The 23210-nt window shown below is 46.6% G+C and carries 18 protein-coding genes and 1 pseudogene; 14 read left to right on the plus strand and 5 right to left on the minus strand.

Annotated elements, in window-relative coordinates:
• A partial coding sequence (locus ACI4WN_RS07740) for a hypothetical protein (RefSeq protein WP_439777690.1) occupies nt 1-440 on the plus strand: 440 nt, incomplete at its 5' end.
• A gap of 275 nt (nt 441-715) precedes the next feature.
• The gene (locus ACI4WN_RS07745) at nt 716-1483 is read left to right on the plus strand and encodes a DUF975 family protein (RefSeq protein ID WP_439777691.1); all 768 of its coding nucleotides are present in this window, start codon (nt 716-718) and stop codon (nt 1481-1483) included.
• A gap of 57 nt (nt 1484-1540) precedes the next feature.
• Here the strand turns inward: ACI4WN_RS07745 and asnA are convergent, their stop codons facing one another.
• Entirely contained in the window at nt 1541-2548 is a 1008-nt protein-coding gene (gene asnA / locus ACI4WN_RS07750; protein WP_439777692.1) for an aspartate--ammonia ligase, read from the minus strand.
• A 191-nt stretch (nt 2549-2739) separates the two neighbouring features.
• On the opposite strand from asnA, the pseudogene ACI4WN_RS07755 reads away from it, so the two are divergent.
• The 5 genes and pseudogenes from ACI4WN_RS07755 to ACI4WN_RS07775 form a co-directional block, all read left to right on the plus strand.
• Nucleotides 2740-3009 (plus strand): annotated as a pseudogene (locus tag ACI4WN_RS07755) (3-oxoacyl-ACP synthase); the annotation flags it as partial.
• A gap of 26 nt (nt 3010-3035) precedes the next feature.
• Nucleotides 3036-3173, plus strand: coding sequence for a hypothetical protein (locus tag ACI4WN_RS07760; RefSeq protein WP_439777702.1), 138 nt, complete (start codon nt 3036-3038; stop codon nt 3171-3173).
• 459 nt (nt 3174-3632) lie between these two features.
• The gene (locus ACI4WN_RS07765; protein WP_279190169.1) at nt 3633-3944 is read left to right on the plus strand and encodes a hypothetical protein; all 312 of its coding nucleotides are present in this window, start codon (nt 3633-3635) and stop codon (nt 3942-3944) included.
• Between the two features lie 138 nt (nt 3945-4082).
• Nucleotides 4083-5072: a hypothetical protein gene (locus ACI4WN_RS07770; RefSeq protein ID WP_439777693.1), complete on the plus strand. Its 990-nt coding sequence runs from the start codon at nt 4083-4085 to the stop codon at nt 5070-5072.
• A 21-nt stretch (nt 5073-5093) separates the two neighbouring features.
• Nucleotides 5094-5444, plus strand: a complete 351-nt coding sequence (locus ACI4WN_RS07775; protein ID WP_154486472.1) for a hypothetical protein — start codon at nt 5094-5096, stop codon at nt 5442-5444.
• A 79-nt stretch (nt 5445-5523) separates the two neighbouring features.
• Here ACI4WN_RS07775 and fni read toward each other — a convergent pair whose 3' ends face one another.
• Genes fni through mvk form a run of 4 tightly spaced genes read right to left on the minus strand, consistent with a single transcriptional unit; the run spans nt 5524 to nt 9601 of the window.
• Nucleotides 5524-6546 (minus strand): type 2 isopentenyl-diphosphate Delta-isomerase, encoded by a 1023-nt coding sequence (gene fni / locus ACI4WN_RS07780; protein WP_439777694.1) that lies wholly within the window; start codon nt 6544-6546, stop codon nt 5524-5526.
• A 10-nt stretch (nt 6547-6556) separates the two neighbouring features.
• On the minus strand, nt 6557-7639 hold the full coding sequence (locus tag ACI4WN_RS07785; protein ID WP_412131418.1) for a phosphomevalonate kinase: 1083 nt from the start codon (nt 7637-7639) through the stop codon (nt 6557-6559).
• A gap of 57 nt (nt 7640-7696) precedes the next feature.
• Nucleotides 7697-8656 (minus strand): diphosphomevalonate decarboxylase, encoded by a 960-nt coding sequence (gene mvaD, locus ACI4WN_RS07790; RefSeq protein WP_439777695.1) that lies wholly within the window; start codon nt 8654-8656, stop codon nt 7697-7699.
• Between the two features lie 36 nt (nt 8657-8692).
• A complete protein-coding gene (gene mvk / locus ACI4WN_RS07795; protein ID WP_439777696.1) occupies nt 8693-9601 on the minus strand; it encodes a mevalonate kinase in 909 nt (302 codons plus the stop codon).
• A gap of 133 nt (nt 9602-9734) precedes the next feature.
• On the opposite strand from mvk, the gene ACI4WN_RS07800 reads away from it, so the two are divergent.
• The 7 genes from ACI4WN_RS07800 (at nt 9735) to nth (ending at nt 23124) form a co-directional block, all read left to right on the plus strand.
• Nucleotides 9735-13256, plus strand: a complete 3522-nt coding sequence (locus ACI4WN_RS07800) for a PD-(D/E)XK nuclease family protein (RefSeq protein WP_439777697.1) — start codon at nt 9735-9737, stop codon at nt 13254-13256.
• A 2-nt stretch (nt 13257-13258) separates the two neighbouring features.
• Nucleotides 13259-16996: a helicase-exonuclease AddAB subunit AddA gene (gene addA / locus ACI4WN_RS07805; protein WP_439777698.1), complete on the plus strand. Its 3738-nt coding sequence runs from the start codon at nt 13259-13261 to the stop codon at nt 16994-16996.
• A gap of 14 nt (nt 16997-17010) precedes the next feature.
• Nucleotides 17011-19794, plus strand: a complete 2784-nt coding sequence (locus tag ACI4WN_RS07810; protein ID WP_439777699.1) for a helicase C-terminal domain-containing protein — start codon at nt 17011-17013, stop codon at nt 19792-19794.
• A gap of 6 nt (nt 19795-19800) precedes the next feature.
• Complete coding sequence (locus ACI4WN_RS07815) at nt 19801-20298, plus strand: hypothetical protein (RefSeq protein ID WP_439777700.1); 498 nt, start codon at nt 19801-19803, stop codon at nt 20296-20298.
• Between the two features lie 53 nt (nt 20299-20351).
• Nucleotides 20352-21650, plus strand: coding sequence for an asparagine--tRNA ligase (gene asnS, locus ACI4WN_RS07820; protein ID WP_009558403.1), 1299 nt, complete (start codon nt 20352-20354; stop codon nt 21648-21650).
• A gap of 118 nt (nt 21651-21768) precedes the next feature.
• Nucleotides 21769-22413: a DnaD domain protein gene (locus tag ACI4WN_RS07825; protein WP_439777701.1), complete on the plus strand. Its 645-nt coding sequence runs from the start codon at nt 21769-21771 to the stop codon at nt 22411-22413.
• A gap of 42 nt (nt 22414-22455) precedes the next feature.
• Nucleotides 22456-23124 (plus strand): endonuclease III, encoded by a 669-nt coding sequence (nth, locus tag ACI4WN_RS07830; RefSeq protein ID WP_439777703.1) that lies wholly within the window; start codon nt 22456-22458, stop codon nt 23122-23124.
• The last annotated feature ends 86 nt before the right edge of the window (nt 23125-23210 follow it).

Genomic DNA, 23210 nt, shown 5'->3' on the forward strand with positions numbered 1-23210 from the left:
TGACCTATGGGAAGATTAAGGAAGCCTTGGAGCTGCTGGGATTTGATCTGTTTCAAGCAAGGCAAAAGTATGAAGATTGGGCTGAACAGCGTGTTAAAAGCGAGCTGTTTTACATCGGCTGCGGCGAAGCAAGTGCCTTGTGCCGGCTGAACGCAGATTGCAGCTTCACCCTGGTGATGGGGTCGCGTCTTGCTCCGCTTACTGATGACAGCAGTGAAAGGATTGCGGCTTTGCGAAAAAAGATGCAGAAAGCTGGTAAGCTGAAGGAACTGGCGACGACTAGAGATTTGATATTTAGGGATGCACTAGCCATGCTCTCTTTGATCGTGGGGACGGAGTGCCAGGAGTGCGACCAGCTGCTGAGTCTGAGTGGCTTGACCTTAAGCGAATATCTGGCGGGTGCACAGGCTGTAAGTAAAAAAGTGGTGCAGGTGGTATAGCGTCTTAGTACTAAAAGTGGATAGAAAGAGGGTTACCGAAATCCCTTTGCTCAGTTTATTCTGGTTCAAAATGCAGAGCACGTAGCTCACCAAGCAGAGGCTAATTATTCCTGGAATCTCCTCAAGCACTTTTATCGGAGCCGCCAGGGGCAGATTATGGAGCGTTAGTCTAAAAAAATATTTTTTAAACAATCCTCAAATTAAAGCAAATGTCCAATTTCATTATGGTATAATTACGAATAAAAAATCATCGCTTTTAATAGGAGGAAGTAACAATGAAAGCTAAAGAATTGCGGGCTCAGGCCCGAGAAAAACTGGCGCAGATCCCCAAGAAACGCTACATGGTCGAAGCCTTGATCTACATGGCTGTGGTTGTCGTTACTGGCCTGATTGGTCAGCATTTTGACAAAGACGATGGCAAGACCACCAGCATGTTGATCCTGTACTTTCTGGAATTCTTAGTCATGATCTTCAAGTTCAACTTGCAAGTTTACTTCAAGCGCTACCAGCAAAAGTTGGCCAAAGAAGAAGGAGAAGCACCAGGCTATTTTGTTGGGCTGTCTAGTGCTCACTCCTGGAAGTGCCTGGTTTACAACTTCTTCATGTCCCTGCTGGCCTTTGCCTTGACCGCCTTTTGCCTTATCTATGTTTTAGGCATGGTAGTTGCTGGGGCTTTGGCCTTTAGCTTCTCTACTGATGGCAATCCAACTCCCATCATCTTGACTGCTCTTGGCTTTTTGGCCCTCTTCTTGCTTTTATGGAGTTTGGTTTTGTGGATTCAGTATCGCTTCTACATGACACCGTACATCATTGATGATGACATTGAGCAGGGCAATAATCGCAGCATCTTCCAGCAAATGGGTGCCAGCTGGCGCATGATGAAGGGGTACGTTTGGAAGCTCTTTTGCCTGAACATCTCCTTCATTGGCTGGGGTCTGCTTACTCTCTTGACTCTTGGGATTTTAAGCATCTGGACCCTGCCTTACCAAAACTTGGCACAAGCTGAGTTCTACGCTCAAATCAGTGGCCAAGAAGAAAAGTAATCTTTTAATAAAGTAAAAGCTCACTCCAATGGAGTGAGCTTTTTTGATGTCTAAAAATTACAGCAGGTGAATGCCAGCTTCAGCGCATTGTTCAATCATGTCGTCTGGCCAGATGCCGGCTTGGACTTCGCCGATGTGGGCCCGGCCAAGCAGCAGCATGCAAAGGCGAGATTGACCGATCCCGCCGCCGATAGTCAGCGGCAGGCGGTCGCTCAAAAGGGCCTTGTGGAATGGCAGATTCAAGCGCTCTTCTTCACCGGCGGCAACAAGCTGCTTTTTCAAAGAATCACGGTCAACCCGGATCCCCATGGAAGAAATTTCCAAAGCGCGCTGCAGCGGTTCAAACCAGAAGAGGATGTCGCCGTTTAAGAGCCAGTCATCGTAGTCAGGAGCCCGACCATCGTGAGGTTCGCCGTCTTTGAGTGGCCAACCGATCTTGGACAAGAAGACAGCGCCGTATTCCTTGGCAATCAGGTCTTCGCGTTCCTTGCGACTCTTGTCTGGCCAGCGGTCTTCTAATTCTTCAGTCGTCACAAAAGTGATCTGGTCAGGCAGGTGGTAGACCGCGTCTGGGAACTTGTACCAAACCTCGTGTTCCATGTGCTTGATGATCTTAAAGATTTCGCGCACCACAGATTGGAGGTATTCAGTAGTTCTTTGTTCGCGGGTGATGACCCGTTCCCAGTCCCATTGGTCAACGTAGACAGAGTGGAGGTTGTCCAATTCTTCGTCGCGGCGGATGGCGTTCATGTTGGTGTAGAGGCCTTCGCCCGGTTGGAAGTTGTACTTGCCAAGGGCGTAACGCTTCCATTTGGCTAGGGAGTGGACAACTTCAAAGGTTTCGCCAGGGATGTCTTGGGCGTCAAAGGCAACCGGGCGCTCAACGCCGTTCAAGTTGTCGTTTAAGCCAGATGACTTAGGGACGAAGAGGGGAGCGGAGATCCGTTCAAGGCCCATTTCCTTGCCAAATTCGCGCTGGAAGGTGTCGCGGATGTATTTGATTGCGGCTTCCGTTTCGCGGACAGACATCTTGGGATCGTAGTTTTCAGGAATGATCAAGTTCATAGAGTGATTCCTCTTTCTAAAAATCTTCACTGGTCTATTTTACTAGATTTTTAGATTTTTGTGAATGATTGCTTAGAAAATTACGCGATAGCAATTCGGCTAACGAGATTCAGGGGCCTAAGCCGTCCAAAACGACCTTAGCTAACAAAATTTTGGGGAATCGTCGGCTTAAAACTATACGAAAAAATTGTATACCATTCGTCCCCGTCACGGCGGCCAGTTATCTGCCGGCTCTGGTCGTGGATAACGACCAGTTGTCTGCGATCATGGACACCAGTGACGAATGGATTTACACCCGGACCGGGATCAAGCGCCGGCACCTGGCCACAGACCAGAATACCAGTGACTTGGCCCTCGAAGTGGCCAAAAAGCTTCTAGCTAACAGCCAGCTGGATCCAGCCGACTTAGACTTGATCATTGTGGCCACCATGTCGCCTGATGCGGCAACGCCCTCAACCGCCACCTGTCTTATTTGACCGGCAAGCAGGTGACCCTGCAGCTGGGGCATGGGAGCATGTCTGGGATCGTTCAAGATATCGACGACCAGGGATGCCTCCTTTTGGCTAGTGACGGGAAAATTTTGCACATTAATAGCGGTGAAGTGACCAAGGTCAACTTTGCTTGATAGGCTTTGAAAATAAACGTAAAAAGATCCAGGATTCTGTTTGGTGACAGAAGTCTGGATCTTTTGTTTTAGGTAAATTATTTGAGGACTGCTTTTTAGGTGGATCTATTGGCCCTTTTGCTGATGATTGATTTAAAAAACTTACCATTAAACAATAGTTTTTTTACTTAGTGAATTAAAAAAATGATTATTTGTGTTCGCATTGTATTCAGATCTTACCAAATAATTAGGTGATAATGGCGATTTGATCAGGGACAAGAATGAGCACAATTCTTATCTTACGTCATCTTTTGTTCGCCTGACTTGAAATGCAGAAGTAGCCTTACCAAGATCGTGGATAAACTCAATAAATAAAAAGTTGATGTTCGCCTTGCATTCGATAGGCGAACGGTGCTACTATTTGAGTTGAAGAACCAGAACATAGGTTCAAGATTGAGATATTGGAATGAGGTGATCAAAATGACATGTGCGGGTAATAATGAAGCAAACCTACCTTTCTTGATAAACAACTTTTTGGAAATTTGCGAAAATCTTACGACTTTGCTTGCTGCGTGTCAGGCAGGTCAGTCCTATGTAGATAAGGAAATTACCGATCTTCTCCACTATGTTGAATTAGCTCAGGCTAGTGATGGCGAGAAGCTCTATTATCTGCAAAAGCTCCGCCAGGCTCGGCAGCAACGGCGAGAGATCATGGACTGCATGGGCGCGCTTAAGATGCTGGAGCCAATTCAGTCTGTTTTAGAAGAAGCACACAAAAATACGCATCCCTGAAACTATGAAAGAGGTAATGAGGGATGCGCAGCTTGAAAAAAGCTATAAATTAATTTGTTGAGAGGCAATGCTTCTCAATTCGAATTATAGCACCAACGAGAGAATAGTGAATCTAAAGAGAACAGCGAGGTGGGAAAATTGGGCTATAAGATTGCTATCGAGGGGGCAAATAAGTACCTGGAGCAGAGTTGCAACGCTTTTGGGTCAATTGGCTATATCTGGCAGGAAAGGGGCAAGGCTAGTAACGTTTTGCGAGCCTGCCGCAGCAATTCCAGCTTTAAAGACTTTAAAGATCGGCTGATCTTGCTTGAAGTGGCCGATCCTGGCCAAAACGAAACTACTGAGGCTGTTCAAAGGCTAAAGACCGAAGAGGGCCGACAAGAGCTGCTAGATGTAATTTTGTCCTTGGCTAAGCTCGTTCCAACCCCAAAAGCCTTAGTTGCATACTACGGCCAGCAGTTGTCTGAAATTGATCGAGAAAAAGAGAAGCTGCTGGACGTTGTGGAATTTCAGGAGATGAGCGAAAATGAGGAGTTAACTGTCTACCAGGAACTGCGAAAAGTTTTGGCCAAGAGGCGAAAAATCAAAGATTTTTTGTCAGTAATTACCGCGATTTCGCCAAACTACGCCTGCATCCTAAGCGCTGCTAAATTGATTAGCAACCGGGATAAAAGGACGTATACTCCGCGGGTGATCCAACCGCTGTCTGAGATCAATCAGCCGAAAACTGAAGAAAAACGGATTATTCCGCTTTTGTCAGATCAGGAAATAGAAGAAACTACCGATCATGAACTTCTAGATCTTGACTTGGCTGACGAGCTCAAGGATCAAATTAGGCACTTTGCTGAAGTGTATGCTAAAAAATTCCGTGACCAGCATCAGCTTAAAAAAGATGGCACTTGGTCGGACCTGGGACAGGCTCAGCAAGTGTATCAATATGTTCTGGTATACGAAACTTGGCAAAAACTGCTAGCTCGAGACTTTAATCAAGCTGAAATTATTGGGCAGCTTACCAAGCTGATTCATCCGGAAAAAGTTAACCAACTATTAAGAGGAACAGGACACATCAGCAATGCTGCCAAGGATTGGCAGCAAGCTAAGATTGAGAATGTTCAAGAAGTTGAATAGAAAGGGTAGAAGGGTATGACGATGAACAATCAGGAAATATGCATTCACTTTACTTGTCCGTCGGATGAATGGGAATATCATATTACGACTCAGCTAAAAGAAGATGAGAGCCTAGCTGACTTCCTGCAGCTCTACTTTGATGACTTTATCATTTTTGATACCGAAAATCCGGAGTACGAGGTGATGGTTCCAGATAGCGGTTTTGAGGTCTTAACTTATATTACGGAAATTACGGATGTTGCTGGTCTACCAACCATCAATACCGATCTCTTTTCCTTTTTTGGCTTCGAACGGTCAGATGATTCTGACCCAGGGACATTCGGCGACGGCAGCATCTGGACCGGGGACGATCAAAATGACGATGATAGTTAAATATACCAACAAGCCTAAGTGTTACTACAATATTTGTCAAAATAAAAAAAGCGCTTCGCGCTTTAAATTAAAAACTTAGTTAACAAATCTGGTCCTTGAGTTGATCGTACTGGCTCTTTAACTCTAGATCAAGGTAATATGGCACCTTAACCGGTTGAACCTTTTGACCATAAAGAGCAAAAAGCATGGTTAGGTCGCTCTTCCACTTGGCAATTTCTTCATCCAGACTATCTTTACCTTCGCTGAGCAAGGTGTGCAAGAAGTGGTTGGCCACACCGACGTACTTGCCGCCTAGAGCTAAGCTCTTCATCACGTCCATCGGCTCTCTGACGCCACCTGACACGATTAAATTGTCGGTCAAAGGAGCAGCTAATAAAGCGGCCAGGGCAGTTGGCAAGCCAACGTAGTCTAAAGCATGAAGCGGGGAGGCGTTTCTTGAGTTCTCAATCTGTGCAAAGTTGGTGCCGCCGGCCCCGCCCAGGTCGAACCATTCAAAGCCGGCTTCTTGCAGGGCCTTGATGGATGTTGGGTCTAGGCCATTGCCAACTTCCTTAACAATGATCGGTACATCGACGGCATCCTTGATTGCCTTCATCCGGTCGAGCCAGACAAAGTCTCGGTCGCCTTCCGGCATGGCAGCTTCTTGAGCGACGTTTAGGTGAATCTGCAAGGCATCAGCCTTGAGGTCATTCACGATTTTTACCGTGGCCTCAACCGGCGTCAAAGGGTTTACATTAGCAAATAAGAGCCCATCAGGGTTGGCTTCGCGTGCAACGTAGAAAGATTCCAGTTGATCTGCTTCTTTGGCGAGGATGCTGGCTGACCCTAAGGCAAGTGCCAGGTGGTGCTTAGCTGCTAATCTACCAAGACTCTGGTTGACTTCTTTGGACTTTTCAGAACCGCCCGTCATGGCGTTGATGAAGAAGGGGGCGTCTAACTCTTTGCCGAACCAGTTGGTCTTGATGACCGCTGGATCCACATTGCTTTCTGGCAAGGCTGGCCGTAAGAGTTGGACTTGGTCAAAGGAATTCGTTTTCTTTGCATTAAAAAACATCTGCGTTAACGCCAGATGTTCTTCTTTTCTGATTGATCGTTGTGACATGGCGATCCTCTTAAAATGTTAGTTCGGAATGGTGGATATGAAATTCCAAAGGCAGGATGTTGTTCTTAAGCCATTCTCTTCTTAAGAGGTCAACATTGGTATCCTGGTTGACGATGACAATCCCGCAGTCGCCGTTGCCGGCACCACTAGTCTTTGCTGCGCCGCCAAACTTGTTGGCGATTTCGATTAACTCAGTCAACCGCGGAATTTCAATTGCAATATTGTTGATGGCTGCAAAATGCTGCAAAAGACGTCTGTTAACTGCGATCTGCTTTTGAATCAGCTTGATGTTGTTTTCTTCAAAGCCCTTGATTATCTTTAAGACGCAGTTTCTGGAATCTTCCAGGAACTTGGCATATTCAGCCTTAAGATTCTTCTTGTTGGCATTGGTCTTGTCGACCAAACGTGAGGTAGAAGCGGGTTGCTGGCTCCAACCAACCAAGAGATCCATGCCTTCTGGCGGAACCAATTCTTGGATCTTCAGCCCTGGCCAAGCTTCACTGACCACGTCTGAGAGACGCTTAGCAGCTAACTCTTCAGCCAGCCAAGTCTTATTAAAGGTTTGGTAGGCAATCCAGCCGCCGTAAACGCTAGCCGCAATGTCGCCGGCGCTCCCGTTGCCTTGAACAGAATAGTGAGAAATTGTAGAAAGCTTGTAAACTAGGTCCTTGGTGGCCTTAACGCCGTAAAAGTGTAAGATGGCCTTAACCGTGGCTACCGTTACCGCAGCAGAAGAACCTAAACCGTACTTCTTGCCGTCGGCGGAGTCCAGGTCGGAGTTGACGAACAAATCGTAGACGCCCATCTTTACGTTCTTTTCCAAGCAGTATCTTTCAGTGAATGAAATAGCGGACAGGATGTATTCGAAGGGATTGTCACGATTGTCAATCACCATCTTTGATCCTTGCCGTACCCAGTGAATTGAATCTTGTGAATACTGCTTTGAATGGATTAAACCAGTGTCGCTAGCGCTCTTCTTAATGGAGACCCTAACGTATTGGTCTAAAGCGACTAAGATTGCTGGGCAATCTTGTTCCAAAACAGCATATTCACCTGCAATATAAAGCTTCCCTGGTGCTTTTTCAGTAATCAAAAAACTCTTCCTCTTATTCTTTTAAGTTTCTTTTTCTATTATATAACTAAACAAGTTTTAGTCTAGTAGAGTTACTCCTGGACCAAAACCTGCCTCAATAATCTTAACACTATCAAAGGCCAAGGCAAAATTATTAACGATATCTTTAGAATTCTTTTCCTGGCAGAGGATCTTGATATTTGGACCAGCATCAATGGTGTAGTAGCATTCAAGGCCTTTTTCCCGCAGTTCTTGCACTAACTTAATGGCCTCAATGGTCTTAGGCTCAAAATAGGTAAAGCCAGGCTGGGCGGTGAAGGTCAAAGAGTGCATCTCGCTAGCATTTAATTCTGCTAAAGAACCCAGTTTAGTGAAGTCCTGATCCTTGATGGCAGCTTCCATGTCGGCAATTTCTTGGTCATTGCGGTCAAGCCACAGCTGGTAAAAAGGAGAGGTCTTGCTCAGTTCCATGCCCTTGGTTGAGGAAACCTTCTTTGGCTGGTCATTTAATTCAACGGCTAGGAGCTTTAAATCCATTTGTGGGTGCTCGTCAAGGGCATAGGCATATGAACTTTCATCGCTGTCGCCTTTTTGCCAAACGGCGAAGCCACCAAAGATAGATCTAGAGGCTGACCCTGACCCCATCCGGGCCATACGAGAGAGCTCGCGCTTATCGACATCTAAATGGTAGTGGTCAGCAAAGGCCGCAGCTAGAGCCGCAAAGGCCGAGCTAGAAGAGGCCAAACCGGCTGCCGTTGGCACGTGGTTGTCAGACTTGATGGCCAAGTTGCCAGAGACGCCATAGCGGTCCTGCATCAACTTAATGTAGGAAAAAACGCGGTCTGCTGATTTATCAGCAATCTGTTTGCCGTTTAATGAAAAAGACATTTGGTCACTATCTTCGATTTGAGTATCACTGTAAAAGGCATCCAAGGTCATGGACAGGCTAGACATTAAAGGAAGGCGCAACTTGGCATCTTTTTTGCCCCAATATTTAATGAGGGCAATGTTGGTGTGGGCGCGAGAAGTCTTACTCATAATTTTTTACGCTTTCTATTGTTTTGAGCTGTTATTTTAGATCTTTTCGATCCAATAGTCACTAATTAAGTCTTGGCATTGGCTAGCAATTTTGTTGGCAGTGGCAGAGTCATCGCACAGGGCAATGACGATCCCGCCCAGACCGCCACCTGACAGCTTGCAGCCAAGAGCACCATTGCTTTTAGCAATTTGGCACATTTGGTCAATCTTTGGGGTTGAAATCCCGAAAGAGGCTAGGATGCTTTGAGCTTCGTTAAAGTAGCTGCCGATGGCTTGTCGGTCTTGCTTGAGCCAGGCTGCTTTGACCAGGTCAGCTAATTGGCCTAGTCGAGCCATGTTCTTTTTAGCTGCTGGATCCTTTTCTAAGAGGTCATGCACCATGGTGACGGCTTCGCGGGTATTGCCCAGGTCGCCCGTGTCCATGATTAAGAGAGTGGCACCAAGGCTGGCGGTCAACTTACGGATCCCATCTTTTTTATTGAAGAAAACCAGATAGTCAGAGTTGACGGTAGCCGCATCTAAGCCTGAGGCCTTGCCGTGGTTGATGGTTTCAGCTTGGTTGGTGATGTCCATAATCTCTTTCTCAGTCAGGTTTAGGCCGAGGTACTTGCTAAGAGCTACGGTCGTACCTAAAGCTACGGTGGCTGAAGAACCAAAGCCGCGCTCCATTGGAATTTCACCTTCGTAAGTCACCTTTACTTTAGGCTCCTTGCCACTTTTGGCAAAAAGGGTTTTTACCACATATTTCAGCCCGTTATAATCGTCAGGTGCGGCAAAAAAAGGACCATGATAGAGCTTGGTATCCATATAAAGCTCATCAAAGTCTTCCACGCTAGTCTTGATGTGGAGGGCCTTGATGGGCATGGCCAAGGCATCATAGCCATAAACAACAGAATGTTCTCCAATTAATATAACTTTCCCATGAGCAGTACATGATGTCTGCACAGATAATCACCTCAAAAGATAATAAAGATTGAATAGTTAGTATTTTGTCAAAAATTTCCCAAAAAGAGAAGAGATTGCTAAAATTTAATTGACTGAATTACTACTTGTCTAGTGCATCTAAGGAGTGGAAGTAATGATTAACATCTTAACTGGAAGACAAGCAGATCCTTTGCAAGAAGAGCTTCTGGGTCAAGCAGCTAAAACATATTTAGCTGGCCAAGAAGTTTTTATTCTTGTTCCAAACCATATCAAGTTTAACACAGAAGTGCGAGCAATAGCTAAAGTAGCTGAACTGCAGGGACGAAGTGAGACTAGCGTCAAGAATCTTCATGTCTTGTCGTTCTCGCGTTTAGCCTGGTTTTTCTTTAAAAAAGCCGACATTTCCTTGCCGCAGAGCCTGGATGACGCGGCTGCTTCCATGATCTTGGAGCAAATCATCAACAAACGGAAGAAAGAGCTTAACCTGTTTAAAAATACCCATCCCAATTCTGGGATGATCCAGCAGGTTTATCAAACGATCTTGCAGGTTCACACTGGTCAGCTGGATCTAGACGAGTTGCTGGAAAATGCGGCTAATCCGGCAGTTGAAGCCAGTCTCGATACCGAAACTTCCAGCAAGCTGCATGACCTCAAGATCATCTATCAAGACTTTTTGGATCTAATTCAGGAGAAGAACTTTGCGACCAAAGATGAACTGAATATCCAATTAAATGAAGTTTTAGCTAGTCACCCTGAATATGTGCAAAAGGCTGCCTTTTATGTTACTGACTTTGCTCATTTTTCACTGCAGGAAAAGCAGACAATTCAGCTCTTAGCTGCTTTTTGCCAGGACCTAACATTAGGCTTTAAGACGGAATTTGGCGACATCCATGCGCCGCTCGCCGGTGAATATGACTATGTCGTTCAAAAGACGATTCAGGATTTAACTGGCTATTTTGGTGCGCATGACCTGGACTTCCAAACTGACAAGTTGGAAGAAAAGACAACGCCGGCTACTGAGCTTAACGCGGCTTGGATTGCCAATGAAGAGGCAGATTTTACTAACCTGCAGCTGGTCAAGGCAGACTCCCGTTATGCGGAAGCCTATTTTGCGGCGCGGACGATTTACAGTCAGGTGGTTACTAAGCAGTACCAGTACCGGGACTTTTTGATTCTGGCGCCGAACTTGGCAGAATATGAAACTTATCTTGCCCCAATCTTCCGGCAAAACCAAATTCCGTTTTTTGATGACTTGCAACAGATGATGAAATACCATCCCTTGGTCATTTTGATTGAAGATCTGGCTAAGCTGGCTGAAAAAAACGGAGATACGGCATCCATGATCGGGTTGATGAAGACGCGGCTAATCATTCCCGCCTGGTATCAAAATGAGGATAATCCAGAAGAGCGGTATTTAAGAGACGTGGATCAGCTGGAAAACTTTGTTTTGGCCCACGGTATCAAGTACAAGCTCTGGGAAAAGCCTTTTAGCGACTTCATCAAGGCCAGTGTGATTTATCTTGACCAAGAGAAGTACCAAAAGCGACTGGAGCGCTTAGACAAGCTGCGCGACTTTTTTGTCAGTCAGGTTAATTCTCTGGTGAAAAAATTGAAGGGCGAACAAGACAGCTTAACGGGAATCAAGACTTTCTTTAGCTTCTTAGTCAAAACTGGCGTCAGCAGCCAGCTGGAGGCCTGGCGGAAAAAGGCTAGCGACGATGGCAAGCTGCAAGAAGCCAAGCAGCCTGAAGAAGTCTGGAACTCCATGCTGGGATTATTGCAGGACTACCTCTTGGTCAATCCGGAAAAGTTTGACTGGCAGTCTTTCTTTAGCATGCTGACGGCCGGCTTTAGCCAGGCAGCCTTTGCCACGATTCCGGCAACACTAGACGCGGTGACGATCTCAGAATACGGGATGGTGCAAAGTGGTTCCTATAAGCAGGTGATCATTATCGGCGCCAATAACGGCAGCCTGCCGCAGATCAGCGACAAGAAGAACTTCCTGACGCCTGAAAACTTAAAAGTTTTGGAAGACTTTTTCACAGAAGAAGCTTATTTGGAAGACCAGCAAGAATTAAATAACTTGGACCAGGACTATCAGTTTGGCGCAGCCTTGGCTTTAGCCAGTGAGCGGGTTTACGTGTCATATCCGGTAATAAATTCCGATAACGAGCGGCTTGAACCGTCCGTTTACTACCAGCGGCTTTTAAGACTGGTTAATGGCCGGGAATACCGGCAAAGAGACTTGCCGAGCCTTGAAGAAAGTGAAGTAACGCCAGATTTGCTTTTATTCATGACCACGCCAGAATCTAGTCTTGGCTACTTGACTTATGCCACTAAGGGGATGCCGCAGTCGCTGTTAGTCAAAAAACTTCTTGACCTTTGCCGGCAGGACTTGCCAGCCAAGACCAAGGCAGTTGAAAAGGGGATTGACTACGACAACAATCCGGAAAATATCACTGAAGACCTGGCTGAAAAGCTCTACGGAAAGGACTTATTAAGCTCGGTCTCCCAGCTGGAAACTTATTACCGAAATTCTTTTGAATACTTTGTCAAGTACGGCTTGCGTCTGAGTCCGCGGGCGGAAAACGAGCTGAATGCCATCCAGTCAGGGAATTACTTCCACCGGACCTTCGAGCTCTTGGTCAAAGAAATGCAAAAGCGCGGCTTAGAAATTGAGAAGATGTCTGAGCTAGAACTAGAGCTGCTCTTGAAAGATGTTCGGCAGGAAATCTGGCAAGAGCCAATCTACCAGCAGTTCTTACGGGATCCTTTCAACCAATACTTGTTCAAGACTTTTGACAAGACGACCAGCAAGGTGGCGCAGACTTACCGGGTTAAGCAGCAAGAAAACCGCTTCAAGGCCACCTTTGCCGAATTGCCTTTTGGGCCAGCTGAAAAAGTGGCTGGCTTGATCCTGCCTTTGAAGAAATTAGCGGGCAAGCGGAAAATTTCCCTGCGCGGGAAGATCGACCGGGTGGATCTCTTCAAAGGAGACAAGCATGTCTTGGCCCAGCTGATCGACTACAAGTCTTCGGCACACTCCTTCAATCCGGCACGCTTTGCCAATGGGATTGACCTGCAAATGATTGCTTACTTAGACGTTTTGGTCAAAAATCAAAGTCAGTTGACAGGAACTGCTGAATTGGACCTGCTTGGGGCTTTTTACCAATACGTAACGCGAAAATTGAACCCGCTAAATGCAACGAGTAATAGCCTCTTTAATGCAGATTTAAACCTGAAACCAGACTATTTAGGCGGACAAGACAAGCTGCGCTTGAACGGGGTTGCCGTTAACGATCCCGCCTTATTCAGCGAAGTCGACCAAACGATCAAAACTGGCAGTTCCAAGTATTATAGCAATACCCGCTTGAAGAAAAATGGGGATCTGAATTCTAGCGACAGTTTTTACAGTAAAGACGAGATGAACCTGCTCTTGGAATATGTAGAGTACCTGATCGAGAATGCGGCTGAAGGCATCTTGGAAGGACAGATTGCTCTTAACCCTTACCGGCAAGGAAGCGGACAAAATGGCTTGACTTATACCGACTACAAGGATATCTACTACTTTGACGAGCAATTGCCAACCAATCACTACCATGACCTAGGAACCATGCACAAGGATGATTTGCTAGCACAAGTGAGAAGTGCCCTGAACATGAGCAAGGAGGAATAAGAATGGGTAAAGTTAAATATACGCCCGCTCAGGCGGATGCGATCGACACCCGGGGGCAAGACCTGCTGATTTCTGCCTCAGCCGGGTCTGGTAAAACCAGTGTTTTGGTTGAACGGGTTATCAAGGAAATTGCTGAAGATGGCTTAAGCGTTGATCAGCTCCTGGTGATCACTTTCACCCGGGCGGCAGCCAGTGAAATGAAGCAGCGGATCAAAAAGCGCCTACAAGACCGGGTGCGGGAACTTCCTAAGACCGATCCCAAAGCTGACTTTTTACGCCAGCAATTAGCGCAGCTGGATACGGCGCTCATTTCAACTATTGACTCCTTCTGCTTGGACGTCATCAGGCGCTTTTACTTCGTTATTGACTTGGACCCAGACTTTTCCATTCTGACCGACAGCACCCAGATTGAGCTTTTGAAAGAAAGAGCAATTAGCGATGTGGAGGCAGCTTATTTGGAGAGCCCAGATCCTGCCAAAAAGGCTGCTTTTGAAGAATTCTATGATGCCTTTACTGGCGACAGCAATGCCAATTCACCGCGCGAAATCTTGCTAAGCTTGTACAATTTCGCCATGGCCAAGCCGGACTATCAAAAGTGGCTGCGGGAATTGCCAAAGGCTTACCGAGTTCCGGGCAGCGACCTGGCAGATTCTGCTTTATGGCAAGAAAAAATCAAGCCATATCTGCTAGAAGAAGTAAAGACGGTCATTTCTAAGCTGGTACATTTTATTTCTGAAGCAGATTTTGAGCATGAAAAATTTGCCAAGTATCAAGCCCAATTTTTGAACTGTCAAAATAATTTGGCAAATTTCCAAGAAGCCTTAGAAGTCGATGCGCCTTTTGACCAGCAGCGAGATCTCTTAAAAGCCAGCTTGATCCGGGAGAAAAAGCCGGCAAAGAATAAGTCAATTCCTGAATTTATTGATGAATCAAAAGAAGTCCAAGAAACAATTAATGACTTTGCCACAAAGGCTTTTACCAGCTTTTACGCCAGCTCCAATGAAGAACAAAAGGCCTTGATGGCCAAAGGCGAAAAAATTTGTCAAACGATTGCGGAATTAGAGCAAGCCTTTATTGACCGCTTCCGTGAGCTCAAGCGCGGCGAGCGCATGCTGGACTTTACTGACATGGAACAGTATGCCTATGACATCTTGAATCAGGATACTTCAAATGGTGCTTTGGCCCGGGAGTACTACCAAAATCGCTTTAAGGAAATCATGGTGGACGAATACCAGGACACCAATGCTCTACAGGATGGTCTGATTGCCCGCCTAAAAAAGAGCGGTGAAAACAACCTCTTCATGGTTGGGGACGTCAAGCAGTCCATTTACGGCTTCCGGCAAGCGGAGCCAAGCCTGTTTATTGCCAAATACCGCCAATATGGGGCAGACGATAGCGGCACGAAAAAGCGGATTGTTTTTCCAGAAAACTTCCGGTCAAGTCAGCCAGTAACTAGTGCCGTTAACTTGATTTTTAACAGCATCTTAACGGCAGACTTTGGTGGGATCGATTATGAAGCAGAAGGGCAGTTGAAGTTTGCGGCTGCCTATGATCCAAAGATGGACCTGGCAACAGGGACCGAAGTTATTTATCAGGAAAAAGAAAAAAAGGGCAAGCAGGGATTTACTTCTGGTGCGGACAGTGACACCGGTCAAGATGGTGATGATTTAGCTTTAGATACCGGTGAAATTTCCATGATTATTGCCCGCATCCAGCAGCTGGTGAAGAGCGGCTACCATATTTTTGACCCGAAGACTGGCGAACAGCGGCCAGTTGGTTACGGGGATATCGCCATTTTAACCCGGTCTAAGACCAACAACTTGGAGATTAAGCAAGAATTCGACAAGTACCAGATTCCGCTATTTGTGTCAGACGTTCCCAACTACTTCCAGACTTTTGAACTGACGGTGATCATGTCCTTTTTAAAGATCATCGATAACCCTGACCAAGATATTCCACTTGTTGCCGTCTTGCGGTCACCGATTTTTAACTTCACGACCACCGACTTGGCTAAGATCCGCCTCGTTAACAAGAGCATCAGCTTCTACGCAGCCCTAAGAACCTACAGCAGGATCGATGATGAATTGGGGCAACGGTGCCGGGAATTTTTGGCCATGTTGCAGGAATTTCGCGACTTCGCCGTGAGTCACCGGATTAGTGAGCTGCTCTGGACCATTTATGAAAAGACCAGCTTTTTGGAAATCGTGACAGCCATGCCTAATGGGCGTCAGCGGCGGCTGAACTTGACTGCTCTTTATGAAAGAGCCAGTGCCTATGAAAGTGCCGGCTTTAAGGATTTGTACCAGTTCATCAACTTCATTGCCCGCATGCGGAAAAATCAAAAGGACCTGGCTCAGCCAGTTTTAAGCGAGAATGCCGAGGGCTCGGTTAACCTGATGACCATCCACGCCTCTAAGGGGCTGGAATTCCCAATCGTCTTTTTGGCCGGGATTGGCCGCCAATACAACTTTAAGCAGGACATCTCTGGCAGCTACCTCTTGGATTCTACTGGTCTGGGCCTAGCCTTTGCTTATCCAGATGATGAGCCAGAATATCAGGCTGATACCTTGTGCAAAGCCTGGCTCAAAATTGAAAAAAAGCAGAAGCTGCTGGAAGAAGAAGCCCGGCTACTTTATGTGGCCTTAACCCGGGCCAAGCAAAAGCTGATCATGGTGATGGAAATTACTCCTGGCAAAGAGGGCCTGGAAGGCTTGGAGCAAAAGTGGCTGGGAACCATGAATAAGGGGAAGATGACCTTGATGGACAAGATGAAGGTCAACAAGCCTCTGGACTTTTTGGCGCCGCCGCTTTACCAAGCCAAAAGCATGCAGAAGCTGTCAGATAAGACGATTGGCGATCTCACTGCTGGCAAGGAAGATCCGCTTTTATTCATCAACTTTGACGCCAAAAACGATAGTCCTGTTTTGCCAGACGTCAAAGAGACACAGTCAGAAAACACCGAATTAACTGCTGAAGAGCAGGAAGTCCTAGATGTAACTGAAAAGCTTTTTGCCTTTAGCGACCAGCAATACCCATACCTGGATGCCAGCCAAACTACTGCCTACCAGTCGGTTTCTGAAATTAAAAAGGCTTTTGCGGATCCGATTGAAACGGAACTAGAAGACAGTCACGTGACTGAGCTGAAGTCTGCCAACCGCTACATGCAGCCCATTGATACAGAGCCTGACTTTTTGAATCAAAATACGGGCAACGCTGCGGAAATTGGGACGGCCAGCCACTTGATCCTGCAGTACTATGACTATCAAGCCGGCACGGGCTTAGATAATTTGGAGTCAGGCATCGACCACTTGATTAGGAAGGGCCGGCTGTCTAAAGAAATTGCCAGTCAAGTGGACAAAGAAGCCTTGCAATGGTTTGTGACTAGCGATTTTGCCAAAAAGTTTAGAGAAAATCCTGATAAGCTCTACCGGGAAGAAAATTTTGCTTCAATCATTGAGCCAGGAACCTTATTTAATGATTTCAGTGATTTTTCTGGAAAAATTTTGGTTCACGGGACAATTGATGGCTATTTTGTGACAGAAAATGGTATCATTTTGTTTGACTACAAGACTGACCACGTGAATCCAAATAAGTTGGATCAAAGCATTGCTGACTTAAAGAATAAGTACCAAGGCCAGCTCCGCCTTTACCAAAGAGCGCTTGAGCAAGCGACTGGCCAAAAGGTGCTGCAGAAATACTTGATTTTACTGTCTTGTCAGCAAATCGTAGAAGTGGTCTAAGAAAGGAAGATAGCATGTCACCCTTTTTTGCCGGGGAAACCTTTGCCGTCGTGGACTTAGAAACGACGGGAACCAGGAAAGAAGATGGCGAGCACATCATTCAGTTTGGTTGCGTCTTGGTGAAAGACCTGAAGGTAGTCAAGAGCTACTCATTCTTAATGAATCCCCATAAGGAAATCCCCCAGGCTGTCACTAACTTAACTGGCATCAGCAACCAGATGGTTAAGGGGCAACCAGATTTCAAGCACTTTGCCCCCAAGATCAGCAAAATTCTGAAAGACACGATTTTTGTGGCGCATAATGTCAATTTCGACTTTCCCTTTTTAAATTATGAGCTGACCAATGCCGGTTTTGACGCCTTGCCCCTGAAGGCAGTCGACACAGTTGAACTAGCCAAGATTGCTTTTCCAACCTTGCCTTCATATAAGCTGCGAGACTTAACGGCGAGCCTACAGATTGAGCACGACAATCCCCACCAAGCGGACTCTGATGCCTACGGGACAGCGATTCTGCTCATTAAGATTATTGAAAAATTGGCTAGTTTGCCGCAAGCAACCTTGAATGTACTTGGTTCCCTATCTGGTGGCTTGATCCGGGAAACGGACTATATCATCAAAGAAATTGCCAACCAGTCTCGCCAAGTGCGCCGCAAGCTAGACAAGGACAAGATCCAAGTTCGCAATCTGGTTTTAAAAAGGCAAAATGTCAATGCCGTGATTCAAGGGCAAGAAGCCGACTTCCCAAGCAGCCAGGATACCAAGCGAGAGCTTTTTAAAGGCAAGATCAACTACCGGCAAGAGCAGGTGACATTAATTGATCACCTGCACAAGTTCATTGTGAATCCAGATCAACGGATTATGCTGGCTGAAGCGCCTAACGGGACGGGGAAGACCTTTGCCTACCTTTTTGCCTATGCCTACCAGCTCTATTCAGGGAGAAAGCTGGTCATTGCGACCTCAACCAAGGTCTTGCAAGAGCAGCTGTTAAAGCAGGAAATTCCGCAGCTGCTCAAAGTGACAGGTTTAGCCATCAATGCCGAGATGGTCAAAGCGTCAAGTCACTACTTGGACTTAGACGGTTTTGCCCAAAGCCTTTACCAAAATTCCCCAAACAAGACGACATTGATCTTGCAGATGGGGATCTTGGTCTGGCTGACAGAAACAACCAGCGGGGACCTAGACGAACTGCAACTGACCAGTGAACAATTGCCAATCTTTAACCAGATCAAGCACCCCGGAGATGCGAGAGTAGGGACGCCCTTTGCGGAAGTTGACTTTTGGAACCTGGCTAGAAGAAGGCAGGAGTCGGCCAATATTCTGGTCACCAACCATGCCTACCTGGTTAACCACTATATGGATTCTATCTGGGGGCAAAATCCGTATCTGGTGATTGACGAAGCCCACCGCTTCGCTGACAACTTGCAAACGTCTAGAACCGATTCTCTGCGCTTTGAATCGATTTGGGGCAGTCTGAGTCATTTGCGCAACTTACTCTTTTTCACCGACAACAGCCTGGTTAACCAGGGGGAAGAAAACGTGCAGCTGCAGTTTATGTTGGACCTTTTAGACACGGAAAGTATGGATTTGATCCATGCCTTAAACCGGATGCAAAAGTATCTTTACCAGTGCCGGGGCCTGGCAATCAGTCAAACGACCCTGCCTAACAAGACGGTGCAGTATACCATCCAAGGCAGCGACCTGTTCCCAGAACAATCGGCTTTTAGAAAAATGCTAAAAGACTTCCAGCAAAAACTAGAAGAAGTCCGGATTCACACCAACCAGGTGATTGACCAGCTTTACATCGAGAAAGATCGCTTCTTAACTGGTGAAGAGTCCTTGATTGATGACCTAGTTGATCAAGTGGACAAGCTGGACTACTATGCTGAAAAGAGCTACCAGCTTTCTGACCTCTTAAACCAGCCATTACTGGATCATCTGGGCTTCGTTGTTGCGGTCACTAACCCTGAAGACGCCTTGAGTTCCAACCTCCACTGGCTGAGCATCGATAGTTCTGAAGAATTGCATAAGATTTACCAGCGTTTTGACCATATTGGTTTGATCAGTGCGACAATAACTGATAATGGCAGCTTTGACTTTGCTAAAGAAGCCTTAGCCTTGCCGGCAACTGGCGTCGTTTCCTACCAGGGCGGATCCAGCTTCCCGATGAGCGAGCACCTAGAGATTTTGGCACTAGATGAAAATCAGCCTGAGCCTGACAGCCCAGCCTTTTTGAGCCAGCTTAAAGAAATCTTGACCAAGGATCTTTCTGGCCAAAAGCACGTGTTGGTGCTGTTTACCAATTTAGAGCTGGTTAAGCAGCTTTACCTGGAGCTCTTAAATGATCCGGCGGTTAAAGATTATGAGCTACTCGCTCAAGGATTAACCGGGTCTAACGAGCGAATCAGTCGCCGTTTTGTCATTGCCCAGGAGTCAATCTTGCTTGGGGCGGACAGCTTCTGGGAAGGGGTCGACTTCCACAATTGCGGGATTGACTTAGTAATTGCGACGCGCCTGCCTTTTGAATCACCGGATCTGCCAGAAGTAGCCCTTAGGCAACACTACCTCCAGGATCAAGGCAAGGACGTCTTTAACGAAGATTCCCTGCCACGGGCTATTTTGCGCCTGCGGCAGGGATGCGGGCGATTGATCCGGGGCGAAGACGATTACGGACAATTTTTGATTCTAGATCCGCGGATCTGGACCAAGAGCTATGGCCCAGAATTTCGGGCCAGCCTGCCAGTTGCCGTCCAAAAGGTGAAGTTCGGCGAACTAAAGAAGAGATTAAGGATGAAGAGGTAAGTTTCATTGTTATTGAATGACAAAGTAAAAACGGTTTTGCAGTACTTGGCCTGGTTGGTCTTTTTCCTGGCACTTGCTTACTTTGGCTTAGTGATGCTGGTCAAAAATGCGACCCAGCCTTACGTAAAAGCTGATGCTAAGGTGGCCAAGCTGGTTAAGCAGACTTCAATGAGCAAGGTCACCAAGTACTACCACTTAAACCGGGGCACCAAATCCCTGTCAGCAGCTGGGAAAACGGCCAGTGGCAAGGATGCTTATTTCGTTTACCTTCCTAAAAACAAGAAGGCCTACTACTATTCAGCCAGTGAAGGGGTCAGTGAAAGTACGGTCAAGCAGACCTTCCAAAAGAAGTACCCGAAAAAGACTGTGAAGGAGATCAATCTTGGCTGGTACAAGGGCCAAGCTGTCTGGGAAGTAACGGCAACCAACTCTGATGGCAGCTATTGCTACGCAATTTATCAGTTTAAAGACGGAAAACTGCTTTCTCTTGTCGATAAATTGTAAAAATTTTGTTATCATGGAGAGAGTTAAAAGATTTTTAAGGTGGAATTTAAAGAATGACAGAATTGATTTCAATTAGAGAATCAGCTAAGCACGTCGACGAAGAAGTCCGCATGCACGTATGGCTGACTGACAAGCGTTCAAGCGGGAAGATCGTCTTCTTGCAATTGCGGGATGGTACTGCCTTTTTCCAAGGCGTTGTCCGCAAGAACAATGTTAGTGAAGAAGTTTTCGAAGCAGCTAAGGGCTTGCGGCAAGAAGCTAGCTTCTACATCACTGGGACCATCCATGAAGATGCCCGGTCACACTTTGGCTACGAAATCCAAATCACTGATTTGGAAGTTGTTTCTAACAACGAAGGCTACCCAATCACCAACAAGGAACACGGCGTTGACTTCTTGCTTGACCACCGTCACTTGTGGCTGAGAAGCCGTCGTCCATTTGCCATCATGCAAATCAGAAACCGCATCTTCAAGGCAACGGTTGACTTCTTCGAAAACGAAGGCTTCGTTAAGTTTGATGCGCCACTTTTGATGCACTCAGCTCCAGAAGGCACCACCGAACTCTTCCACATCGAATACTTTGACCACGATGCTTACCTGTCACAATCAGGCCAATTGTACGGCGAAGTTGGGGCAGAAGCTTTCGGCAAGATCTTTACCTTTGGTCCAACCTTCCGGGCGGAAGAATCAAAGACTCGCCGGCACTTGACTGAATTCTGGATGATGGAACCAGAAATGGCTTGGATGCACCAAGATGAATCCTTGGACCTCCAGGAACGCTTCTTATCATACGTTGTTGGCCAAGTTTTGGAACACTGTGAATACGAATTGAGCATCTTGGGCCGAGACATTGACAAGCTGAAGCCAGCTGCCGAAGGCAACTACACTCGTTTGTCATACGATGATGCCATCAAGATGCTGCAAGAAGGCGGCCGCGACATCAAGTGGGGCGACGACTTCGGTGCACCTGACGAAGCTTACTTGTCAGAAAAATTTGACCGTCCATTCTTTATCGTCAACTACCCAGTTGCCATCAAGCCTTTCTACATGAAGAAGAACCCAGAGAACCCATTGACTTACCTCTGTGCTGACGTAGAAGCACCAGAAGGCTATGGCGAAATCATGGGTGGGTCAGAACGTGAAGCTGACTACGACACTTTGAAGGCTCAAATCGAAGAAGCTGGCTTGAGCTTAGACGACTACAGCTGGTACTTAGACCTGCGCAAGTACGGTTCTGTTCCTCACTCTGGCTTTGGCATGGGCTTTGAACGGGTTATCGCTTGGATCTGCAAGTTGGACCACGTTCGTGAAGCTATTCCATTCCCAAGAATGATCAACAGAATGCAACCATAAGCCTTTTTCTGTTCATAAAAAGGCAAAAAAGCTAAAATAAAAGAGTGAGAGATCACTCTTTTATTTTTTTGACAATTTTTGAGAAAAAATAGATAGAGAAAAGAAAGAGGGCAAAGAGGTGCCGAGCTACAACTACTACCGCCGGCTGGGGCAAACAACATTGATGAATGGCTTGATTGCCTACTACGCAAAACTGGGCTTAACTGAGTCAGAACTAGTCCTGGTGATCCAGCTGGAGGCTTTTTTCCAAAGGGGCAACTTTTTCCCCAGCAATGAGAAAATTGCGGCTAATACCAATTTCTCGGTCAACGACGTGTCGCTCCTAGTTCAGAGCCTGATTGAAAAAGGCTGCTTGAGTATTTTGCAGGCCAAAGATCAAGAAGGCAAAATCTCCAGCTCTTACAGCCTGGATCCCTTGTACGACAAACTGGACCAGTACCTTGGTGACCACGTGACCATCAAGCCAGACAGCCAGGAGGTTAAGCTGCAAGAAGATACCTTAGACAATGACCCTGTCAACGATCTGGCACGTGAATTTGAAATTGAATTTGGCCGCTACCTAACCCCAATCGAGCGTGAAGAAGTCCAAGATTGGCTGAATCTGGACCATTATTCACCAGACGTCATCCGCCTGGCCTTAAGAGAAGCGGTCCTGTCCCGGGCGATGAGCTTTAAGTACGTGGACCGGATCTTGCTCAACTGGCAACGGATGAATCTGAAGACCAGCAGCGAAGTTCAGCAGTATCTAGAACGAAACCGGTAGTTTTTTGACAAAATGGAGGAGCAAATGAACGATAAGACAAAAATGAAGTCTAAAGAAGCAACAAAAAATACAAAAAGTGCTAAAGAGAAAACAGAGGAACTGTTAAGTGATGAGGAAGCTCGGAAGGTCCTAAGACGAATTGACGCCATGTATCCTGATGCCAAGGGCGAACTCAACTGGAATAACAAGTTCCAGCTCCTGTGTGCTGTCATGATCAGCGCCCAAACGACCGACAAGATGGTCAACCAAGTGACGCCGCAGCTCTTTGCGGACTTCCCAACGCCAGAAGCCATGGCAAAGGCGCCAATTCAGGCAATTGAGGCCGATATTTCACGCCTAGGCTTGTACCGGACCAAGGCCAAGCACTTAAAAGAAACCGCCCAAATCCTGGTTGATGATTTTGGCGGGGAAGTGCCGGGCACCAAGGCTGAACTGGTGACCCTGCCAGGCGTTGGCGGGAAAACAGCCAACGTCGTCTTAGCGGAAGGCTGGGGGATCCCGGCCATCGCGGTTGATACCCATGTGTCACGCATTGCCAAAAAGTTCAAGATCGTGCCGGAAAAAGCCACTCCTGAGCAGGTTGAAAAAAGGTTAGAAGAGCTTCTGCCTAAAGATGAATGGATCCACACCCATCACGCCATGATCTTCTTTGGCCGCTACACCATGCCGGCCCGGGCCAAAAACCAAGATCCATACTCTTATCTTAAATAGAAAATAGAGCATGAAAAAAGTCCGCTTTCGCGCAATGTCATTAAGTTAAGGCATTGACTTTGAACGGGGAACGCTTTAAGACACTC

The sequence above is a fragment of the Lactobacillus sp. genome (assembly GCF_051893255.1).
In the GTDB taxonomy this organism is placed as follows: domain Bacteria; phylum Bacillota; class Bacilli; order Lactobacillales; family Lactobacillaceae; genus Lactobacillus.